Origin of the sequence: Runella aurantiaca (assembly GCF_003339505.1) — a bacterium.
GTDB lineage: Bacteria > Bacteroidota > Bacteroidia > Cytophagales > Spirosomataceae > Runella > Runella aurantiaca.
Genome location: NZ_QPIW01000002.1, coordinates 211862 through 228052, shown reverse-complemented (window position 1 = coordinate 228052; position 16191 = coordinate 211862). Strand labels below are relative to the sequence as shown.

The 16191-nt window shown below is 45.4% G+C and carries 16 protein-coding genes; 13 read left to right on the top strand and 3 right to left on the bottom strand.

Features of this window, described 5'->3' with window-relative positions; genetic code table 11:
• Positions 1-7 precede the first annotated feature (7 nt).
• A complete protein-coding gene (locus tag DVG78_RS04175; RefSeq protein ID WP_114459804.1) occupies positions 8-262 on the bottom strand; it encodes a transposase in 255 nt (84 codons plus the stop codon).
• A 797-nt stretch (positions 263-1059) separates the two neighbouring features.
• Positions 1060-1941 (bottom strand): helix-turn-helix domain-containing protein, encoded by an 882-nt coding sequence (locus DVG78_RS04165; RefSeq protein ID WP_114459802.1) that lies wholly within the window; start codon positions 1939-1941, stop codon positions 1060-1062.
• A 200-nt stretch (positions 1942-2141) separates the two neighbouring features.
• Here DVG78_RS04165 and DVG78_RS04160 point away from each other — a divergent pair, with 200 nt between their 5' ends.
• The 10 genes from DVG78_RS04160 (at position 2142) to DVG78_RS04115 (ending at position 13056) form a co-directional block, all read left to right on the top strand.
• Entirely contained in the window at positions 2142-5354 is a 3213-nt protein-coding gene (locus DVG78_RS04160; RefSeq protein ID WP_114459801.1) for a DUF1553 domain-containing protein, read from the top strand.
• A gap of 16 nt (positions 5355-5370) precedes the next feature.
• On the top strand, positions 5371-6885 hold the full coding sequence (locus DVG78_RS04155) for a DUF1501 domain-containing protein (protein ID WP_114459800.1): 1515 nt from the start codon (positions 5371-5373) through the stop codon (positions 6883-6885).
• 148 nt (positions 6886-7033) lie between these two features.
• The gene (locus DVG78_RS04150; RefSeq protein WP_114459799.1) at positions 7034-7264 is read left to right on the top strand and encodes a DUF433 domain-containing protein; all 231 of its coding nucleotides are present in this window, start codon (positions 7034-7036) and stop codon (positions 7262-7264) included.
• A complete protein-coding gene (locus tag DVG78_RS04145) occupies positions 7248-7574 on the top strand; it encodes a DUF5615 family PIN-like protein (protein ID WP_114459798.1) in 327 nt (108 codons plus the stop codon). Before DVG78_RS04150 ends, DVG78_RS04145 begins: the two co-directional genes overlap by 17 nt.
• 258 nt (positions 7575-7832) lie before the next feature.
• Positions 7833-8744 carry a sugar phosphate isomerase/epimerase family protein gene (locus DVG78_RS04140; protein ID WP_114459797.1) on the top strand — a complete coding sequence of 304 codons (912 nt, stop codon included), beginning with the start codon at positions 7833-7835 and terminating at the stop codon, positions 8742-8744.
• 111 nt (positions 8745-8855) lie between these two features.
• The gene (locus DVG78_RS04135) at positions 8856-9686 is read left to right on the top strand and encodes an alpha/beta hydrolase (RefSeq protein WP_114460035.1); all 831 of its coding nucleotides are present in this window, start codon (positions 8856-8858) and stop codon (positions 9684-9686) included.
• A 7-nt stretch (positions 9687-9693) separates the two neighbouring features.
• Positions 9694-10707, top strand: a complete 1014-nt coding sequence (locus tag DVG78_RS04130; RefSeq protein WP_114459796.1) for a polysaccharide deacetylase family protein — start codon at positions 9694-9696, stop codon at positions 10705-10707.
• Positions 10708-10752: 45 nt separating this feature from the next.
• Positions 10753-10980, top strand: coding sequence for a hypothetical protein (locus DVG78_RS04125; RefSeq protein ID WP_114459795.1), 228 nt, complete (start codon positions 10753-10755; stop codon positions 10978-10980).
• A 15-nt stretch (positions 10981-10995) separates the two neighbouring features.
• Positions 10996-11673, top strand: coding sequence for an AEC family transporter (locus tag DVG78_RS04120; RefSeq protein WP_114459794.1), 678 nt, complete (start codon positions 10996-10998; stop codon positions 11671-11673).
• A gap of 75 nt (positions 11674-11748) precedes the next feature.
• Positions 11749-13056, top strand: coding sequence for a cation:dicarboxylate symporter family transporter (locus DVG78_RS04115; RefSeq protein ID WP_114459793.1), 1308 nt, complete (start codon positions 11749-11751; stop codon positions 13054-13056).
• On the opposite strand, the gene DVG78_RS04110 is transcribed toward DVG78_RS04115, so the two are convergent.
• Positions 13053-13511, bottom strand: a complete 459-nt coding sequence (locus DVG78_RS04110) for a GNAT family N-acetyltransferase (RefSeq protein WP_114459792.1) — start codon at positions 13509-13511, stop codon at positions 13053-13055. The genes DVG78_RS04115 and DVG78_RS04110 overlap by 4 nt on opposite strands.
• A 49-nt stretch (positions 13512-13560) precedes the next feature.
• Between DVG78_RS04110 and DVG78_RS04105 the strand changes: the two genes are divergently transcribed.
• The 3 genes from DVG78_RS04105 to DVG78_RS04095 all read left to right on the top strand — a co-directional run bounded on the left by DVG78_RS04105 (position 13561) and on the right by DVG78_RS04095 (position 16144).
• Entirely contained in the window at positions 13561-14226 is a 666-nt protein-coding gene (locus DVG78_RS04105) for a TatD family hydrolase (RefSeq protein ID WP_158549962.1), read from the top strand.
• Positions 14227-14296: 70 nt separating this feature from the next.
• On the top strand, positions 14297-15103 hold the full coding sequence (locus DVG78_RS04100; protein ID WP_114460034.1) for a tRNA threonylcarbamoyladenosine dehydratase: 807 nt from the start codon (positions 14297-14299) through the stop codon (positions 15101-15103).
• 21 nt (positions 15104-15124) lie between these two features.
• On the top strand, positions 15125-16144 hold the full coding sequence (locus DVG78_RS04095; protein ID WP_114459790.1) for a GntR family transcriptional regulator: 1020 nt from the start codon (positions 15125-15127) through the stop codon (positions 16142-16144).
• Positions 16145-16191: the final 47 nt, after the last annotated feature.

Here is a 16191-nt window from a genome sequence, read left to right as displayed (position 1 = left end):
TAATATATCACGCGGCATCGGCCTTTAGATTTGTTTGAGCCTCTTTGAGTTGTTTTTGAAGTTGCTGAATTTGTTTTTGTTCATCAGTAAGCTCAGTCTGTGATTTACCTGAGGGTGCAGGTTGGTTATCTCGTTGTCGCCATTTACTGATTCTGCCCGAATCAATGCCCAGTTCTTCAACTGCTTCACGAACGGCGCCTTTTGTGTAAGACAACTCCACAGCCATTTGTCTAAAAGTTTCATCAAAAACACGTCTTTTCATAAGAGTCAAATTTAAGTATATGATCAAATGTAGCAAGTTCACTCCTTAATGACCATGGACTATGCAATCAGAAGGTGACACTGGATGCACTTCATGGCACGGGCAACCCCGCTTGTACCATTGACACTAATGGTATTCATGGAGCTCTTGGTGTCTATGTGGTTGGACTGAAAGCAAACCAGACCCATCTTTACCGTTATTGCATTTGTAGTAGCTTAGTTAATAAAGCGAATTATCAACGAATTGATGCAATCCAGCGGGGGCATGGCCGGCTTGAACAGCGCACTTACTCCTGTTTTAAGCTTAATTCTTCGGCTTTAGCTCCTCGATGGATGCAAGCAGGTATAATTACGTTAATTCAAGTAAAACGAACTCGGTAAAGTCTGGGTGACAGCCAATTAACTGAAGAGGTAAGTTTTTTCTAAGCAATCGCCAACCCGTTAACCAAACACAAGCCAATGAGTTATTTGATGCTATTCGTCAACATTGGCGCATCGAGGTGCTGCATTATCTGCGAGACGTGACTTTAGCCGAAGACGAGTTAAGAACTAAGAATCAACCTATTACCCGCCTCATAAGTGGTTTAAGAACACTTACAATAAACTTGTTACGGAGGGCAAAACCAAAAAATATGGCAGCGCAAATTGATAATTTCGCAGATAAATTCCACACACTAATTCAATTCATGAAACAAGAAATGCTTTTATAAGAAAGCCCTGCTCATTGTAGTCTGTTGAATTATTAGTTAATCCAAATATTAGACACGAATTTAAGAGTTATTATTTAGAAATCATTCGTCACACCCTCCTATTGTTCTTCCTGTACACACTGGGCGTCTGGCCCGTTACTTTTTTAAAAGTTCTGGAGAAGTACGCCAGGCTTTCGAAACCCGTCTCGGTGGCAATGTCATTGAACGTTAAATCGGTGGTAATCATCAGAAATTGAGCGCGTTCGATGCGTTTGAGTTGAATGTAGGTGGCTGGGCGCTCGCCCGTACTTTCTTTGAAGATTCGGGAAAAATAATCAGTGTTTTGGTGGACTCTTTCGGCCAAAAACGCCACGGTTAAGTGGGTTTGAAGGTTGTGTTGAATATAGCGTATCGTCTCCGAGACTTTATAGGAGAGCGTGGTTTCGGAATCAGAACGAAAGTCTTCGGTACCGATAAAACGGGAGAGTAATTGCAAGATAATGCCCTGCGTTTCGACGTAAGCCGACAGCGATACACGGTTGTTGAGCTCCTGAAATTCCTGAATGATGGGTCGTTTTTCGTACTCTTTTGGGTCGGTGGATTTGAATAAACCCCGCTCAGGGTTTAACGTAATCAGGCGTTTGAAATGCCTAAAATCGTCGCTCGTGGCGGGAATTTTAAATATTTTTCGGTTGCTCATAAAAAGGGAAACCTCATCGGAGGTTGCTTCTAAAATATGCAAATAGTATTGGCTCAGATAACTAGGACAATAATAACTGCACGGCGTAAAACTCGGAATCAGGTATAAAAAATGGCCCTCAAGCGTAACGTTTTGCGTGGTATTGGAGAGCGTTCCATGACCTTCATCAATCAGATATAATCGGTAAAAAGGACTGATAATGTGCTTATAGTTCCAGCTTTTGTTCAACTGTACATAATCCACGTTGAGTAAAGAAAAAGTGGAGTTAAAGGCAAATTTGTGCGTAAACATAGAACACTGGTTATAAGATTGTTAAGAATAATTGTGTTGTTAGCGCGCGTCAATGAGGATAAGCATAAAAGTCAGTGTTCCATAAATTCAATCATAAAAATAAGCGTTAAAAGTCGGATTTGTGCAAATCTTAGTCTTGTTTGTATAATTCGAATAAATAATTAAACTTTAAATTTGTCAGCCTAAAATTAGAAGTCCTCATGCCTCGATATTATTTGCTGCTTTTTGGGATTGTGTGCTTGTCAGTGATTGGATGCTCACCCGACCTCCCCGACGACGTGGCGGCGGCGTACAAAGAATTGCCCGACGAATTGGATTATAACTTGCACGTCAAACCTATTTTGTCCGACAAATGCTTTGCCTGCCACGGTCCCGACAAAGCCAAGCAAAAAGCGGGTTTGCGGCTCGATATTGCCGACTTTGCGTTTGCAAATCTTCCCGAGAATCCCAACAAAGTAGCCATCGACCCCGGGGATTTGGAAGACAGCGAAGTGTTTCACCGCATTCTTTCGACGGACCCCGAGTACATGATGCCCACGCCCAATTCGCACCTGCAACTCACGGCGCAGGAGAAGGCCGTATTGGTCAAATGGATCAACGACGGGGCCGAATACAAACCTCATTGGGCGTTTGTGGCGGCCGAAAAACCCGACGTTCCCGACGTAGAAAACGAAGATTGGGTCATTAATCCGGTAGATAATTTTATCCTTAAAAAACTCGAAGAGGAAAAATTATCGCCCGCTAAAATGGCCGATAAAGAAACCTTGCTTCGGCGTCTTTCGCTCGATTTGACAGGGTTGCCGCCTACGTTGGCCGAAATCGACGCCTTTTTGAAAGATAATTCCCCTAATGCCTACGAAAAACAGGTAGACCGCTTGTTGAAATCGCCGCATTATGGCGAAAAAATGGCGGTAGATTGGTTGGATTTAGCTCGTTTTGCCGATTCCCACGGCTATACCGTGGACCGCCTGCGCGATATGTCGCCTTACCGCGATTGGGTCATTGGGGCGTTCAACAAAAATATGCCTTACGATAAGTTTATCCATTGGCAGTTGGCAGGCGACTTGATGCCCCAGCCCACGAAGGAAATGCGGATTGCCACGGCTTTCAACCGCAATCACCAGCAAAACCTGGAGGGTGGTATCATTGAAGAGGAGTTTCAGACAGAATATGTGGTAGACCGCACCAATACGTTTGGCGACGCGTTTTTGGGGCTTTCGGTGGGCTGTGCCAAGTGCCACGACCATAAATATGACCCTATTTCACAGAAGAATTATTACGAATTGTTCAGCTTTTTCAACAATGTGAAGGAAGCGGGGCAGATTTCTTGGGACGATGCCATGCCTTCACCCACGTTGTTGCTACCGACTTCGGAGCAGGAAAAAGTGCTAGCATTTATCAATACCCAAATCAAACAGCAGGAAGCCGTCGTAGCCCAAACCAAAACAAAGGCCGGAGGAAGTTTTGACCAATGGCTGGTGACAAACGGTCATCAAAAATTGGCCAAACAAACGATTCCACAAACGGGTTTGGTGGCCCATTTTGCTTTTGAAAATGACTTAAAAAACAGCCTTAACCCCAAACAACTGGGCCGAATGTTGCGTGAATCGGGCGAGGAAACGCCCGCTTTTGCCGACCGAGGAGCCGCTAAAGCCTTGACCCTTAATGGGGACGTGTGGCTGGATTTGGATTGTGTAGGCGCTTACCGAAAATCACAACCCTTCAGCGTAGGCCTTTGGGTAAATATCCCCAAAAATCTGAAAGAAGGGGTCATTATTCACAAAAGCCAAGCCGAGCGATTGTATAATTTTAGGGGCTGGCATTTGTATTTGAAAGACAACAAGTTTGAACTCAATATGGCGCACGTTGGGCCGTCAAATGCCATTACGCGCGTATCAACGCAACCGGTTGTGCGTGATAAATGGATTCAGTTGACCATTACGTATGATGGCTCAGCGCAAGCGCAGGGGCTTCGGTTGTACTTGGATGGCAGTGAATTAGTGATGGAAACGACGATGGACCAACTCAAAAAAGACATCTTGTTTCGGTCGCGGGAGCAGTCGGGGATTCAGGTAGGCGGATGGTGGCGCGGATGGGGATTTACCGACGGAAAAGTGGACGATATTACGTTTTACGACCGCGTTTTGACACCGTTTGAATTGAAACAGTTGGCCCAAAAAGCCAATTGGAAGGCCCTCGCCACAAAAACCAAAGCGCAGCTTTCGGTGGTTGAATTGGCTGATTTAAAGGAATATTATTTATCAGCCATTGAGCCGAATACCCTCATGGCGCGTCAAAAATTGCAGCAATTGCGCTCAACCTTGGCCGATTCGACCGACAAAGTGAAAGAATTGATGGTGATGCAGGAGTCGCCAAGACCGAAGAAAGCGCACGTTCTTTTGCGGGGTAATTATGATGCATTTGGAGAAGAAGTTTTCCCCAATACGCCTGAAACGATTTTAGCTTTCCCCAAAGATTTGCCCAAAAATCGCTACGGATTAGCGCAGTGGCTCACGCACGAAGACCATCCCCTCACGGCGCGGGTAGCGGTGAATCGTTTGTGGCAAAATTTCTTCGGAACGGGTTTGGTAAAAACCACTGAAGACTTTGGAAATCAGGGAGAACTGCCGAGTCATTTGGGCTTGTTGGATTTTTTAGCGGTTACGTTCAGAGAAAGTGGATGGGATGTGAAGGAGTTGAACAAACTCATCGTGATGTCGGCTACTTACCGTCAAGCCTCCCAAACGACCAAACAAGCCCGTGAAAAAGACCCCGAAAATCGTTGGTTGTCGCACGGGCCTTCTTATCGCCTCACCGCCGAAATGATTCGGGACAACGCATTGATGGCGAGTGGATTGTTGAATCCTGAAATTGGTGGCCGCAGCGTGAAACCGTACCAGCCAGAGGGATTATGGCTCATCAATAGCGCCAATTACGTGCCTGATTCGGGCGCTGCGGTGTACCGCCGGAGTTTGTACATACTGGCAAAACGCGCCGTTCCGAACCCCACCCTTTCGACATTTGACGCCACGTCGCGCAGTTTTTGTGTGGTGCGTCGTCAAAAAACCAATACCCCTTTGCAAGCCTTGGTCACGCTCAATGACCCGACGTTTGTGGAAGCCTCCAAAGTGTTGGGGGAACAAATGGCCAAAACCAACGATGTTAAACAGGCGATTGTGGCGGTTTATCGAAAACTGACTGGACGCAGGCCGTCGCCGAAGGAAGTAGAATTGCTGGCGGGTTTGCAAAAGGCTCAGCTGCAAAAATTTAGCCAAAACCAGTTAAAAACCAACGGGTGGCTTCAAGCGGGACAATACAAAGCAGATGCGACATTGGACGCGTCGCTTATTGCGGCCAATGCCGTAGTTGCGAGTACAATATTGAATTCAGACGCAAGTTTAACGAAGAGATAACCGCCCGACTACCATCATGTCACATCATCACGACGACGAATTTAGACTACATACGCCTGATTTTCAGGAGTTAAATAAGCGGCTTGACCGGCGGCATTTCTTGACCAAAACCTCATTGGGGTTGGGGGCATTGGCGGTGGGCTCACTGTTTGGTACAAGGCATTTGTTTGGCGCTTCACCGGGGATCAAAGAAGAAAGTTCGGCCAATCTGGAGGAAGAAATTCTGAAAGCATTACCGCACATTGCCCCTAAAGCCAAACGGGTGGTGTACCTTTTTATGGCGGGTGGCCCGTCGCAGTTTGAGACGTTTGATTATAAACCCAAACTTTACGAAATGGCGGGCCAAAACCTGCCTGATTCGGTGCGAAAAGGGCAGCGGCTTACGGGAATGAGCGCCAACCAAAGTGCTTTGCCGGTGGTTCCGTCTATTTATAAATTCAATCAACATGGTAAAAATCAAACGTGGATAAGTGAACTATTACCTTACACCGCGCAGGTGGTAGATGAACTATGTTTGGTAAAATCCATTCATTCTGAGGCGATTAATCACGACCCTGCGATTACCTTTTTTCAAACGGGCAATCAACTTCCCGGGCGCCCGTCGATTGGCTCGTGGGTGAGTTATGGTCTTGGGTCGGACAACCAAAATTTACCGACTTTTATTGTCTTGGTTTCTAAAAATGCCCCTCGTGACCAGCCGTTGTATGCGCGCTTGTGGGGCAATGGTTTTTTGCCTTCCAAACATCAGGGGGTGCAGTTTCGGTCGGGAAAAGACCCTGTTTTGTTTCTCAATAACCCCGAAGGCTACGAAGGCAACGACCGCAAGGAGATGCTGGATTATTTGACCAAACTCAACCAACTCCAAAACGAAGCTTACGGTGACCCCGAAGTGGATGCCCGAATTGCGCAGTACGAAATGGCGTATCGGATGCAGACTTCGGTGCCCGAAGTGATGGATTTATCGGGTGAATCGGACGAGGTTTTTAACCTGTACGGCCCCGACAGCCGTGATTCGGGCACGTACGCGGCCAATTGTATTTTGGCGCGAAAACTGCTCGAAAAAGACGTCAAATTTGTGCAACTCTACCACCAAGGTTGGGATCAGCACGGCGGTTTGCCCAAAAATATTGCCAATCAGTGCAAACAGGTGGACCAAGCTACGGCAGCGCTGATTATCGACCTCAAACGTCGCGGTATGTTGGATGATACGTTGGTGATTTGGGGCGGAGAATTTGGCCGCACGGTGTATTCACAAGGCAAGCTTACTGCCGATAATTACGGCCGCGACCACCACCCGCGCTGCTTTACGATGTGGATGGCAGGGGCAGGAGTGAAGGCGGGAGTCAGTTATGGCGAAACCGATGACTTTAGTTATAATATCATCAAAGACCCCGTTCATGTGCATGATTTTCACGCGACGTTGATGCACTTGCTGGGCGTTGATCACGAGCGACTTACCTATAAATTCCAAGGTCGACGGTTTCGTTTGACGGATGTACACGGAAAATTGGTGAAGGGGATTTTGGCGTAAAATTTATGTTTCCCGTCGGGGAAAGCCAAATGTTGAGGCCGTAGTTGGGCGTTATCCCCAACTACTTATCTTGCACCAAATTTATATTAATGCTATCAATGGGTATATTGTATATATTTGTTAAAGAAACTAAGCAATTACGTAGACTATGAATCAGAGAGATGTGATTGTAGTGGATGCTGAAATATTGGGTGGTACACCTGTATTTCGAGGGACAAGAGTAGCGATAAAAACGTTGTTCGATTATTTAGAAGTTAGCTCTTTAGATGATTTTTTGGAGGGTTATCCAAGCGTGAGTCGTGGGCAAGCCGAAGCTGTTATTGAATTGGCATCCAGTCTTTTAAATACCTTTACCCGCCATTATGAAGCTGCTGCTTGATGAGAATATTGATGTGCGTTTCAAGTTTTGTTTTGATACAAACGTCTATGAAGTATTAACGGTACGAGACATGGAGTGGAACGGTGTTAAAAACGGCAAACTCCTAAAACTAGCCGCAGATTATGGATTTGATGCTTTCATTTGCGTGGATAAAAATTTACCCTATCAACAAAACTTATCTGTCCTTGCGTTACCTGTTATTGTGATAGATATTTATAAGAATGTACTGCCAAGTTTAAAAGTAATTTATCCTTCTCTTGTAATTGTGCTCGGGCAATCGCTTGAAAATCAGGTTTATGTAGTAAGGTAAACGGCTTCGTTGTAAATAAACGAGCAAAGTCACTTCTGCCCTAGTTGGGTGTTATAACCAATTATCTACCTTCGCCTCAATTTTTAGCGCAAAAGCCTGTAAACTCAGCCCCAAAAGGGAGTTTTTAACATAAGTTTGTTGATAATACTAACGAGGGAGAAAAGGCACTTCCTGATTAAAAATAACGCGTTTTTCGGCCATTGAATAGTAAAAAAAGGGGGCAAATGTGCTTCTGAATGAAAATCTCCTTTTTATCCGATGGAATCATTCGAAAATAAGAATTCAAGAAGAAACTTTCTGAAAATAGCCACTGGAACCGTGGCGGGAATTGTCACGTCTGGAACTTGGGCCGAAGCGGCTTTTTTGGGTGATACGCACAGGGCATTATCCTTGCCTTTGGGTATCTGTACCTCATACGACAAAACGCCGCTGATGAAAAGTTTGGGCTATTCGTTTATCGAAGAAAACGTCGGGCGATTCCTGATTCCTGATAAAGGTGGGGATGAGCAATACCAAAAAAACGCCGCCGCCCTTCAGACCGAGCGTTTTCCCGTTAGGTCGTACGTAAGTTTCTTTCCAGGAACGCTCAAATCTGTGGGAAATGATACGCATCACGACGCCATTCTACAACGCGCTGACCTGGCCTTGAAACGCGCCAAAGAGTGCGGCTCGGCCAATATTGTGTTTGGCAGCGGTGGTTCACGGTTCATTCCCGAAGGATTTGACCGCGAAAAAGCCAAGCAGCAACATATCGAGTTGAGCAAAAAAATGGCTCTTTTGGCCGAAAAACATGGTGTTACGCTGGCCATTGAGCCGCTCAACCGCAGTGAAACCAATTTTGTTAATAGCTTGGCCGAAGGCGTCGAAATCATCGAGGCCGTCAATCATCCGCGTTTTCGGCTGTTGTGCGATATTTACCACATGATGAAAGACAACGAAGGGCCCGAACAAATTGTCAAATACGGTAAATACATCACCCATTGCCACATTGCTGAAAAGCAAAACCGTACGGCACCGGGCGTGGTTGGCGATGATTTTAGGGAATATTTCAAAGCATTGAAAAAAATAAAATATAAAGGCGGACTATCTATCGAGTGCCGCTGGAAAGATTTTGACAACGAAGCCAAAAAGAGCATCGAAGTGTTGAAACAGCAGATGTCGGAAGTGTAATATTTTGGAGATAGTTGCCCGTTAGCCTTTTTAAGTTTCTATAACTTGAAAAGGCTTTTCTTGTCTAAATAAATACAATCGTTGAACTTTGCCGACAAACCCTTGTTTGGTATGACCTTTTTTAGAAAAATAGTAATAGTGGGCCTGGCCTGTTTGTTGAGTCAGGCGGTTTGGGCCGTAAAAATTGACACCGTGGAAACGTACAGCGCGTCCATGAAAAAAAGCATCAAGGCCGTCGTTATCACCCCTGATACCTACGACGGGAGTAGGGAGTTTCCAGTGGTGTATTTGCTGCATGGCTACGGCGATAGCTACAACGGATGGGTCAAAAAAGCCCCTTTTATGCGTGAGGCGGCCGATTTGTATCAAGCCATCATTGTCTGTCCCGACGGTGGATTTTCAAGTTGGTATTGGGATAGCCCCCTTGACCCGACGATGCGCTACGAAACCTACGTTTCCAACGAGTTGGTGTCTTGGGTTGATGGTAAATACAAAACCATCAAAAGCCGCGCGGGGCGGGGCATTACGGGCTTGAGCATGGGCGGCCACGGGGCGTTGTATTTGGCGCTGAAACATCAGGATGTATTCGGCGTGGCGGGCAGCATGAGCGGTGGCGTCGATATTCGGCCTTTTCCTAATAATTGGGACATGGCCAAACGATTGGGGAAATATGCCGAAGCCCCCGAAAACTGGGAAAAGAATACGGTAATCAATATGCTGCATTTATTGACGCCCAACTCGTTGGCGCTCATCATCGATTGTGGCAGCGAGGATTTCTTCTATCGGGTCAATAACAATCTCCACGAGAAACTAGCGGAGCGCAATATTCCCCACGATTATATTTCCCGCCCGGGCGGGCACAACTGGCCCTATTGGAACAGCGCGGTGAGTTATCAATTGCTGTTTATGAAGCAGTATTTTGATAAACAAAAAAGCAAATAGCGTCGGTATGGCCTTCAAACATTTTGTCCGCGATAGTTGGCTCACTGCTTCTTATTATACGGGGTTGAGCCAAGTATATCATGCGTTGGCGGGGCGAAAGCGGGGCATTGTTTCCTATCATAATGTACTGTCTGTAAGTAGTTTACCAGCGTTTGATACGTATAATGTAGACGTTACGGCGGCGGTATTTGATAAGCAATTGACTTTTCTGAAAAAGCATTTTCGGGTCTTGCCCATTCAGGAATTGGAAAATCCGCAAGCGCATGGGCTGTTTTTGACCGTCGACGATGGGATGTTGAATAACTACGAAATTCTCGCGCCAATTCTTGAAAAACACCAGCTCTCTGCGCTCTTTGCGATTTGTCCTGCCATGATTGATGGTGAACTCCCGCACATTTGGCGCGACCATCTGTTTTTGTTGTTTCAACAAGCTCAAGGTCAGGATTTTTTTTTGCCACTCAATCAATACCAAAAGCCTTTTTATGTGATGCAAGATTTGCGAAATCTTAATAACCTCACCCGGGAGTTAAAAAAATACATTTACCAACATCAAATCGCGGATGTTTACGGACTTGTACGAGAGATTTGCGTAAAGAACGGTTGGCCTTATGCCCAAGTGATGCACGACCCGCTTCGCTATCAATTCATGAATTGGGGGCAAATACAGGATTTAACAAAACGCGGTCACCGCATTGCTTCGCACACCATGACGCACCGCGTGCTGAAATTTTTGTCGGCGGAAGAAAAGCGATATGAGTTGGCCGAATCAAAAAAACGCCTCGAAATGCAACTGAATGTATCGATTGATATTTTGGTGTATCCGTACGGAAGCATGGCCGAAATTGACAACACTACGGTGAGCGCCGCAAAAGAGGCGGGGTATCAGACGGCGTTGATGAATGTCCAACATCATTCACTTTCCACGCCCCATCTTACGTTGCCGCGTTTTGCTTTTCCGCCCATTGCCCATGCGCCGCATTTGCACGCGATTGTGTCAGGCTATAAGTTTCTGTTTCGTTAGCGGTTTGTTTAAATTTTAAGAAATGTCGGGACCAAGGGTTTTAAAATGACAAATATTCTTTTTCTGCTGCTTTGCCTCGTACTAGGAACCTTGCTCAAAAAAGTCCCTGTTTTGCGCAAAGATGCTCCATTGGTCATTAACAACCTGCTTTTGTACGTTTGTTTGCCCGCTGCTACATTGCTTTACACCTCCACGACCCGATTTAATGCCAATTATGCCTTGCCGATTTTGATGCCTTGGATTTCTTTTGGAGGCTCGTTGCTATTTTTTTAACTCTTAAAAAAGTTTGTGAAGTTTCACCCTCACAGCCAAGCGGTGCTTATCCTGACGGCAGGAATCCCAAGCGTATCGTTTGTTGGTTTTCCGATTTTTGACTTGTTGTACGGCGAAGAAGGCATGAAAATCGGAGTGCTGATGAGTCAGGCAGGGTCGTTTTTGGTGTGCAGTACGGTGGGGATTGTTACGGCATCCTACTATGCCAATGCCCAAACAAAAAAATGGACATTCCTCCTTGATGTGCTGCGATTTCCTACGTTTATTGCTTTCTGTATCGCTCTGATTATCAATTTGTCAGGCTTGAGTTTGCCAGATATTGTAACTGGTTTATTGAAAAAACTCGCTGCGCCTTTCAGCATGTTGGCATTGATTTCGATTGGAATGCAGATTGATTTTCGGGATAAAAACATTCATTGGCGAGCGCTTGGCTGGGGGCTGGGTTATAAACTGATTTTGGCTCCGCTGCTGATAACATTGCTTTTTGTGATAATTCTCAAACAACGGGGCATCATCGCCGAAATGTGCGTATTGGGAGCGGCGTTGGGACCCATGAATACCATCGCCATTATTGCGTCCAACTATCGCCTCAATCCTGCGCTGGCTGCTCAAATGGTGGGAGTCGGTATTCCGTTGTCGTTGGTTACGGTAAGTATATTGGCTTGGATATTGGAGTGGATTGGCTATTTTTGAAAAACGCCCTTTCTGTTCAAAATTGTTGTCAAACCATTGTTCATTTTAGAAGAAATATAAGCCTTCCTAATTCTGATGAAAAAACTCTTTACTAATCTTACTTTCTGGGTCTTAACCGCCATCACGTTGGGGGTATTACTGGGGCATTATTATCCTTCGGTGGCACTGCAACCCATTTTGGAAAAACCCATCAAATTCAACTTATGGATTTCGGAATTTGAAATCAAAACTACTTTTAGCGAGTTTTTAAGTAGTCTTTTCATCAGTATTGTCAAACTTTTTATCAACCCCATCATTTTTGTGACCATTACGCTCGGCATCATCAGCATGGGTGACCTCAAAAAAGTGGGTAAAGTAGGGGCGAAAGCGTTGCTCTATTTTGAAGTCGTGACTACCATTGCACTCATCGTTGGGGTATTGGTAGCCAATATCATTCGTCCGGGCGACGGCGTAATGACCGAGGCTATTCAAGGGGGCGATATTTCAAAATACACCAAAAGTGCGGTAGCGTTTAGTTGGTGGAAGTTCTTTTGGGACAATGTTACGTTGCAGGTATTAGTGGTAGCCATCGTGTCGGGAATCGTCATCAGCGGTCGTTCGATTCGGCACAAAGTCGTTGAGTTTCTAACGCCTGTTTCCAAAACCATTTTTTGGGGATTGCACAAAGTCATGTTGTTGGCGCCCATCGGTGCCTTTGGGGGTATGGCATTTACGATCAGCAAGTATGGCATCAAAACCTTGTTGCCACTTGCCAAACTCATGCTAACGGTATACGTCACCATGGCCCTGTTTGTGTTTGTGGTGCTTTACTTTGTGTTGCGTTATTACAAGGTCAGCATTTTCAAGTTTTTGCGCTACATCCGGGAAGAGCTGTTGATTGTGCTCGGCACATCATCGTCGGAGGCAGGATTGCCCTCGCTCATGGAAAAATTGGAGCGCATGGGTTGCTCAAAATCGGTGGTTGGACTAGTTGTTCCTGCGGGCTATTCGTTCAATTTGGACGGAACTACCATTTATCTTTCTATGGCGGTGATTTTTCTGGCGCAAGTGTTTAACGTTCACCTTGACCTTGGGCAGATTTTGACCATCATCGGTATTCTGATGATTACTTCTAAAGGGGCGGCGGGCGTAACGGGGAGCGGTTTTATTGTATTGGCCAGTACATTGTCGGCCATCAAAGTGATTCCGGTAGAAGGTTTGGCGTTGCTGTTGGGGGTAGACCGATTTATGTCGGAAGCCCGGGCTATCACCAATTTTATCGGAAACGGCGTGGCTACGATTTGGATTGCCAACAACGAAAAAGAGTTTGACCGCAAAAAAATGAACTATGCTTTTGGGCACGTGGAACGCTTTGAAGATATCAAAACTGATAATTTAGATTAGGCTTCCCGTATCATAATGGTGTGTGGAATGCCATCTTCTAGGTAATCTTCGCCAGTAGATTGAAAACCAAACGATTCGTAAAACTTCAAAAGATACTTTTGCGCGCCGATTTTGATGGGGTGGTGGCCGTAGAGTTGCTCACATTGTTGGATAGAATAAGACATTAGTTTTTGACCAATACCTTGTCCGCGTACTTTATTGGAAGTGGCCACGCGACCGATGGAAGTGTAGCCTTCAAACGACAGGTTGACATCAAACAGGCGCGTATAGGCGACCAACTCTCCGTCTTCGTCGTAACCTAAACAATGATGCGCGACAAAGTCCTTTTTGTCGGCGTCGTGGAAAGGGCAATTTTGTTCAACTATAAAAACGTCAATTCGCAGCGCCAACACATCATACAATTGGCGGAGACTCAGGCTGTCGAAAGGAAGGCATTGGAACGCAACGGTACTCATATAGGACGAAGTTTAATAACTTAGAGGCTATTCTGAAATTTTTGCAAAGTTGACACAATTTCTCAATTTTCATACCCACAATTTTCCACCCACGCCAGACGAGAAAAGCATTTATAATCTGCTCATACAAGACATTGGGCGGTTTGGAGAGGTCGAAAACAACTGGCTTTCTGTGGGAATCCACCCGTGGTATACCCATCCTGAAGATTGGCAAAGCCAACTGACGGTGGTTGAGCAGGTGGCAGGTCATAAAAACGTGCTTGCCATTGGTGAATGCGGCCTTGATAGAGGGATTTTGCTTCCTTTAGAGACGCAATTGACGATTTTTAAGGCTCAGGTAACGTTGGCCGAACAACTACAAAAACCCGTTGTCATTCACTGCGTACGGGCGTTTAACGAGCTTTTACAATGGAAAAAACAGATAAAACCTTCAGTGCCGTTGATTGTCCACGGATTTAATAATAAGCCCGAAATCATGCAGCAATTATTAGCGCATGGTTTTTACTTTTCGCTCGGGGTAGCCTTGCTCAAACCAGAATCAAATGCCGCAAAGGTATTGAAAACCATCCCTTTAACACGTTTGTTTTTGGAGAATGATGACCGTGATACGCCCATTGAAAAGATATACGAAGCGGCGGCTGTGCAGTTAGAAATCCCAATTTCTGCGTTAAAAAATCAAATTTGGACTAACTTTGCAACGGTGTTCAACCAGTAGAGAATAATTAGCCTTTTTATTGGAAAATGCCGGTTCTTTATTTACTAACCCATTCATTTTACTTAAAAAAATGGCTGATTTGTCATGGCTTTCACGCACGCATTTGTTGGTGGGAGATGAAGGATTGACCCAACTTCAACGAGCCCATGTGCTGGTGGTTGGACTGGGCGGAGTAGGCTCTTTTGCGGCCGAATTTATTGCCCGTTCGGGGGTGGGGGCCATGACCATCGTGGATGGCGATGTGGTAGACCCTTCCAACCGAAACCGCCAATTGCCCGCGCTTGCCACTACGCACGGATTGCCTAAAGCCGACCTCATGGCTGAGCGTCTCTTGGCCATCAATCCTGAATTAAAACTACGGGTTGTGAAAGAGTTTTTGACCCCCGAAAAGGTACGCGAAATTATGGAGACGGGGCCGTATGATTATGTCATGGATTGTATCGATAGCATTACGCCCAAGTTGACACTCCTGTCAACGTCATTGAATTATAATTATCCGTTGATTAGCTCCATGGGGGCGGGTGGAAAGTACGACCCCACGCAGCTCAAAGTCGCCGATTTATTTGACACTTACGAGTGTATGTTGGCGCATTATGTGCGCAAGCGATTAAAAAAATACGGCATTGAGTCAGGAATCAAAGTGGTGTTTTCGACGGAGAAAATACAGAAAGATTCGCTCATGCTGACCGACGGCAATAATTTTAAACGTTCGGCCTACGGTACCATTTCGTACATCCCGGCTACCTTCGGAAGTGTTTGTGCCTCAGTCGTTATTCGTGAATTACTTGGTCAAAAAGTGGAGTTGCACAAAAATCCGCTGAAAGAAATCAAGAAAAAACAACAACGAAAGAAGCTGAAGAAGCCACAAAAAGACTAAATTTGAAAAAAGTACCGGCGTATGTCATTTACCCTTCACTTGAATCACGACGCTAAAACCCCTAAGTACAAGCAGATTGTAAAATCTGTTATCGACGGGGTTGAAAGAGGTTCTCTAAAGCGTCATCAACAATTACCTTCAATCAATGAATTGAGTGAAGAATATTACTTGGCCCGTGATACCGTCGAAAAAGCCTACAAAGAACTCAAAGCCCTAGGTATCATTGATTCGGTACGCGGAAAGGGATATTATATCCTCAATGAAAAACCGAAACAAATTCGGGTTTTGTTGGTAATGAATAAGCTAAGTGCCTACAAAAAGGCTATTTATGAGTCTTTTGTGGCTACATTGGGGGAGCGGGCTACTGTTACGTTGCACATTCACCACGGCAGTCTTCGTATTTTTAGGGATATTGTTAGAGACAGCGTGGGGCATTATCATTCGTACGTTGTTATGCCTCACTTTTACAATGACGTCAATATCTCGTCCATTGTTGATACTTTACGCCAAATTCCTGCCAACGAATTGGTGCTGTTGGATAAGGAAATTCCTGAGCTGACGGAGGCACATTCCAGCATTTATCAGGACTTTACCAATGATTTGTACGGAGCTCTAGAGTCGGGTCAGGATTTGTTAGACAAGTACAAGGAGTTGGTTTTAGTGTTTCCCAAAGATGTCAAATATCCACCCGAAATTGTGCGTGGATTTCGTAATTTTTGCGCCCACTTTCATAAAAACGGCCGAACCATCGAAAGTGCCTCTTCTGAAACCGAACTAAAAGGCCGCGCCTATGCGGTATTGGAAGATTCGGATTTGGCCGAGTTGGTCAAAAAAGCAAAGCAGCAGGGCCTTATATTGGGCAAAGATGTGGGCGTCATGGCCTTCAATGATACGCCGCTCAAAGAAGTACTGGCGGATGGCATCACGGTGATTTCTACCGACCACGAACAAATGGGCCGCTCGGCGGCGGAGTTGATTTTGGAGGGCAACACCGCCCAAATCAAAAACCCCTTTGGGTTGATTCGTCGAGGCTCATTGTAAGGGAAAGATTTTATGGGTTAAATCATTCAAAAAGTGCCGAATAAGTT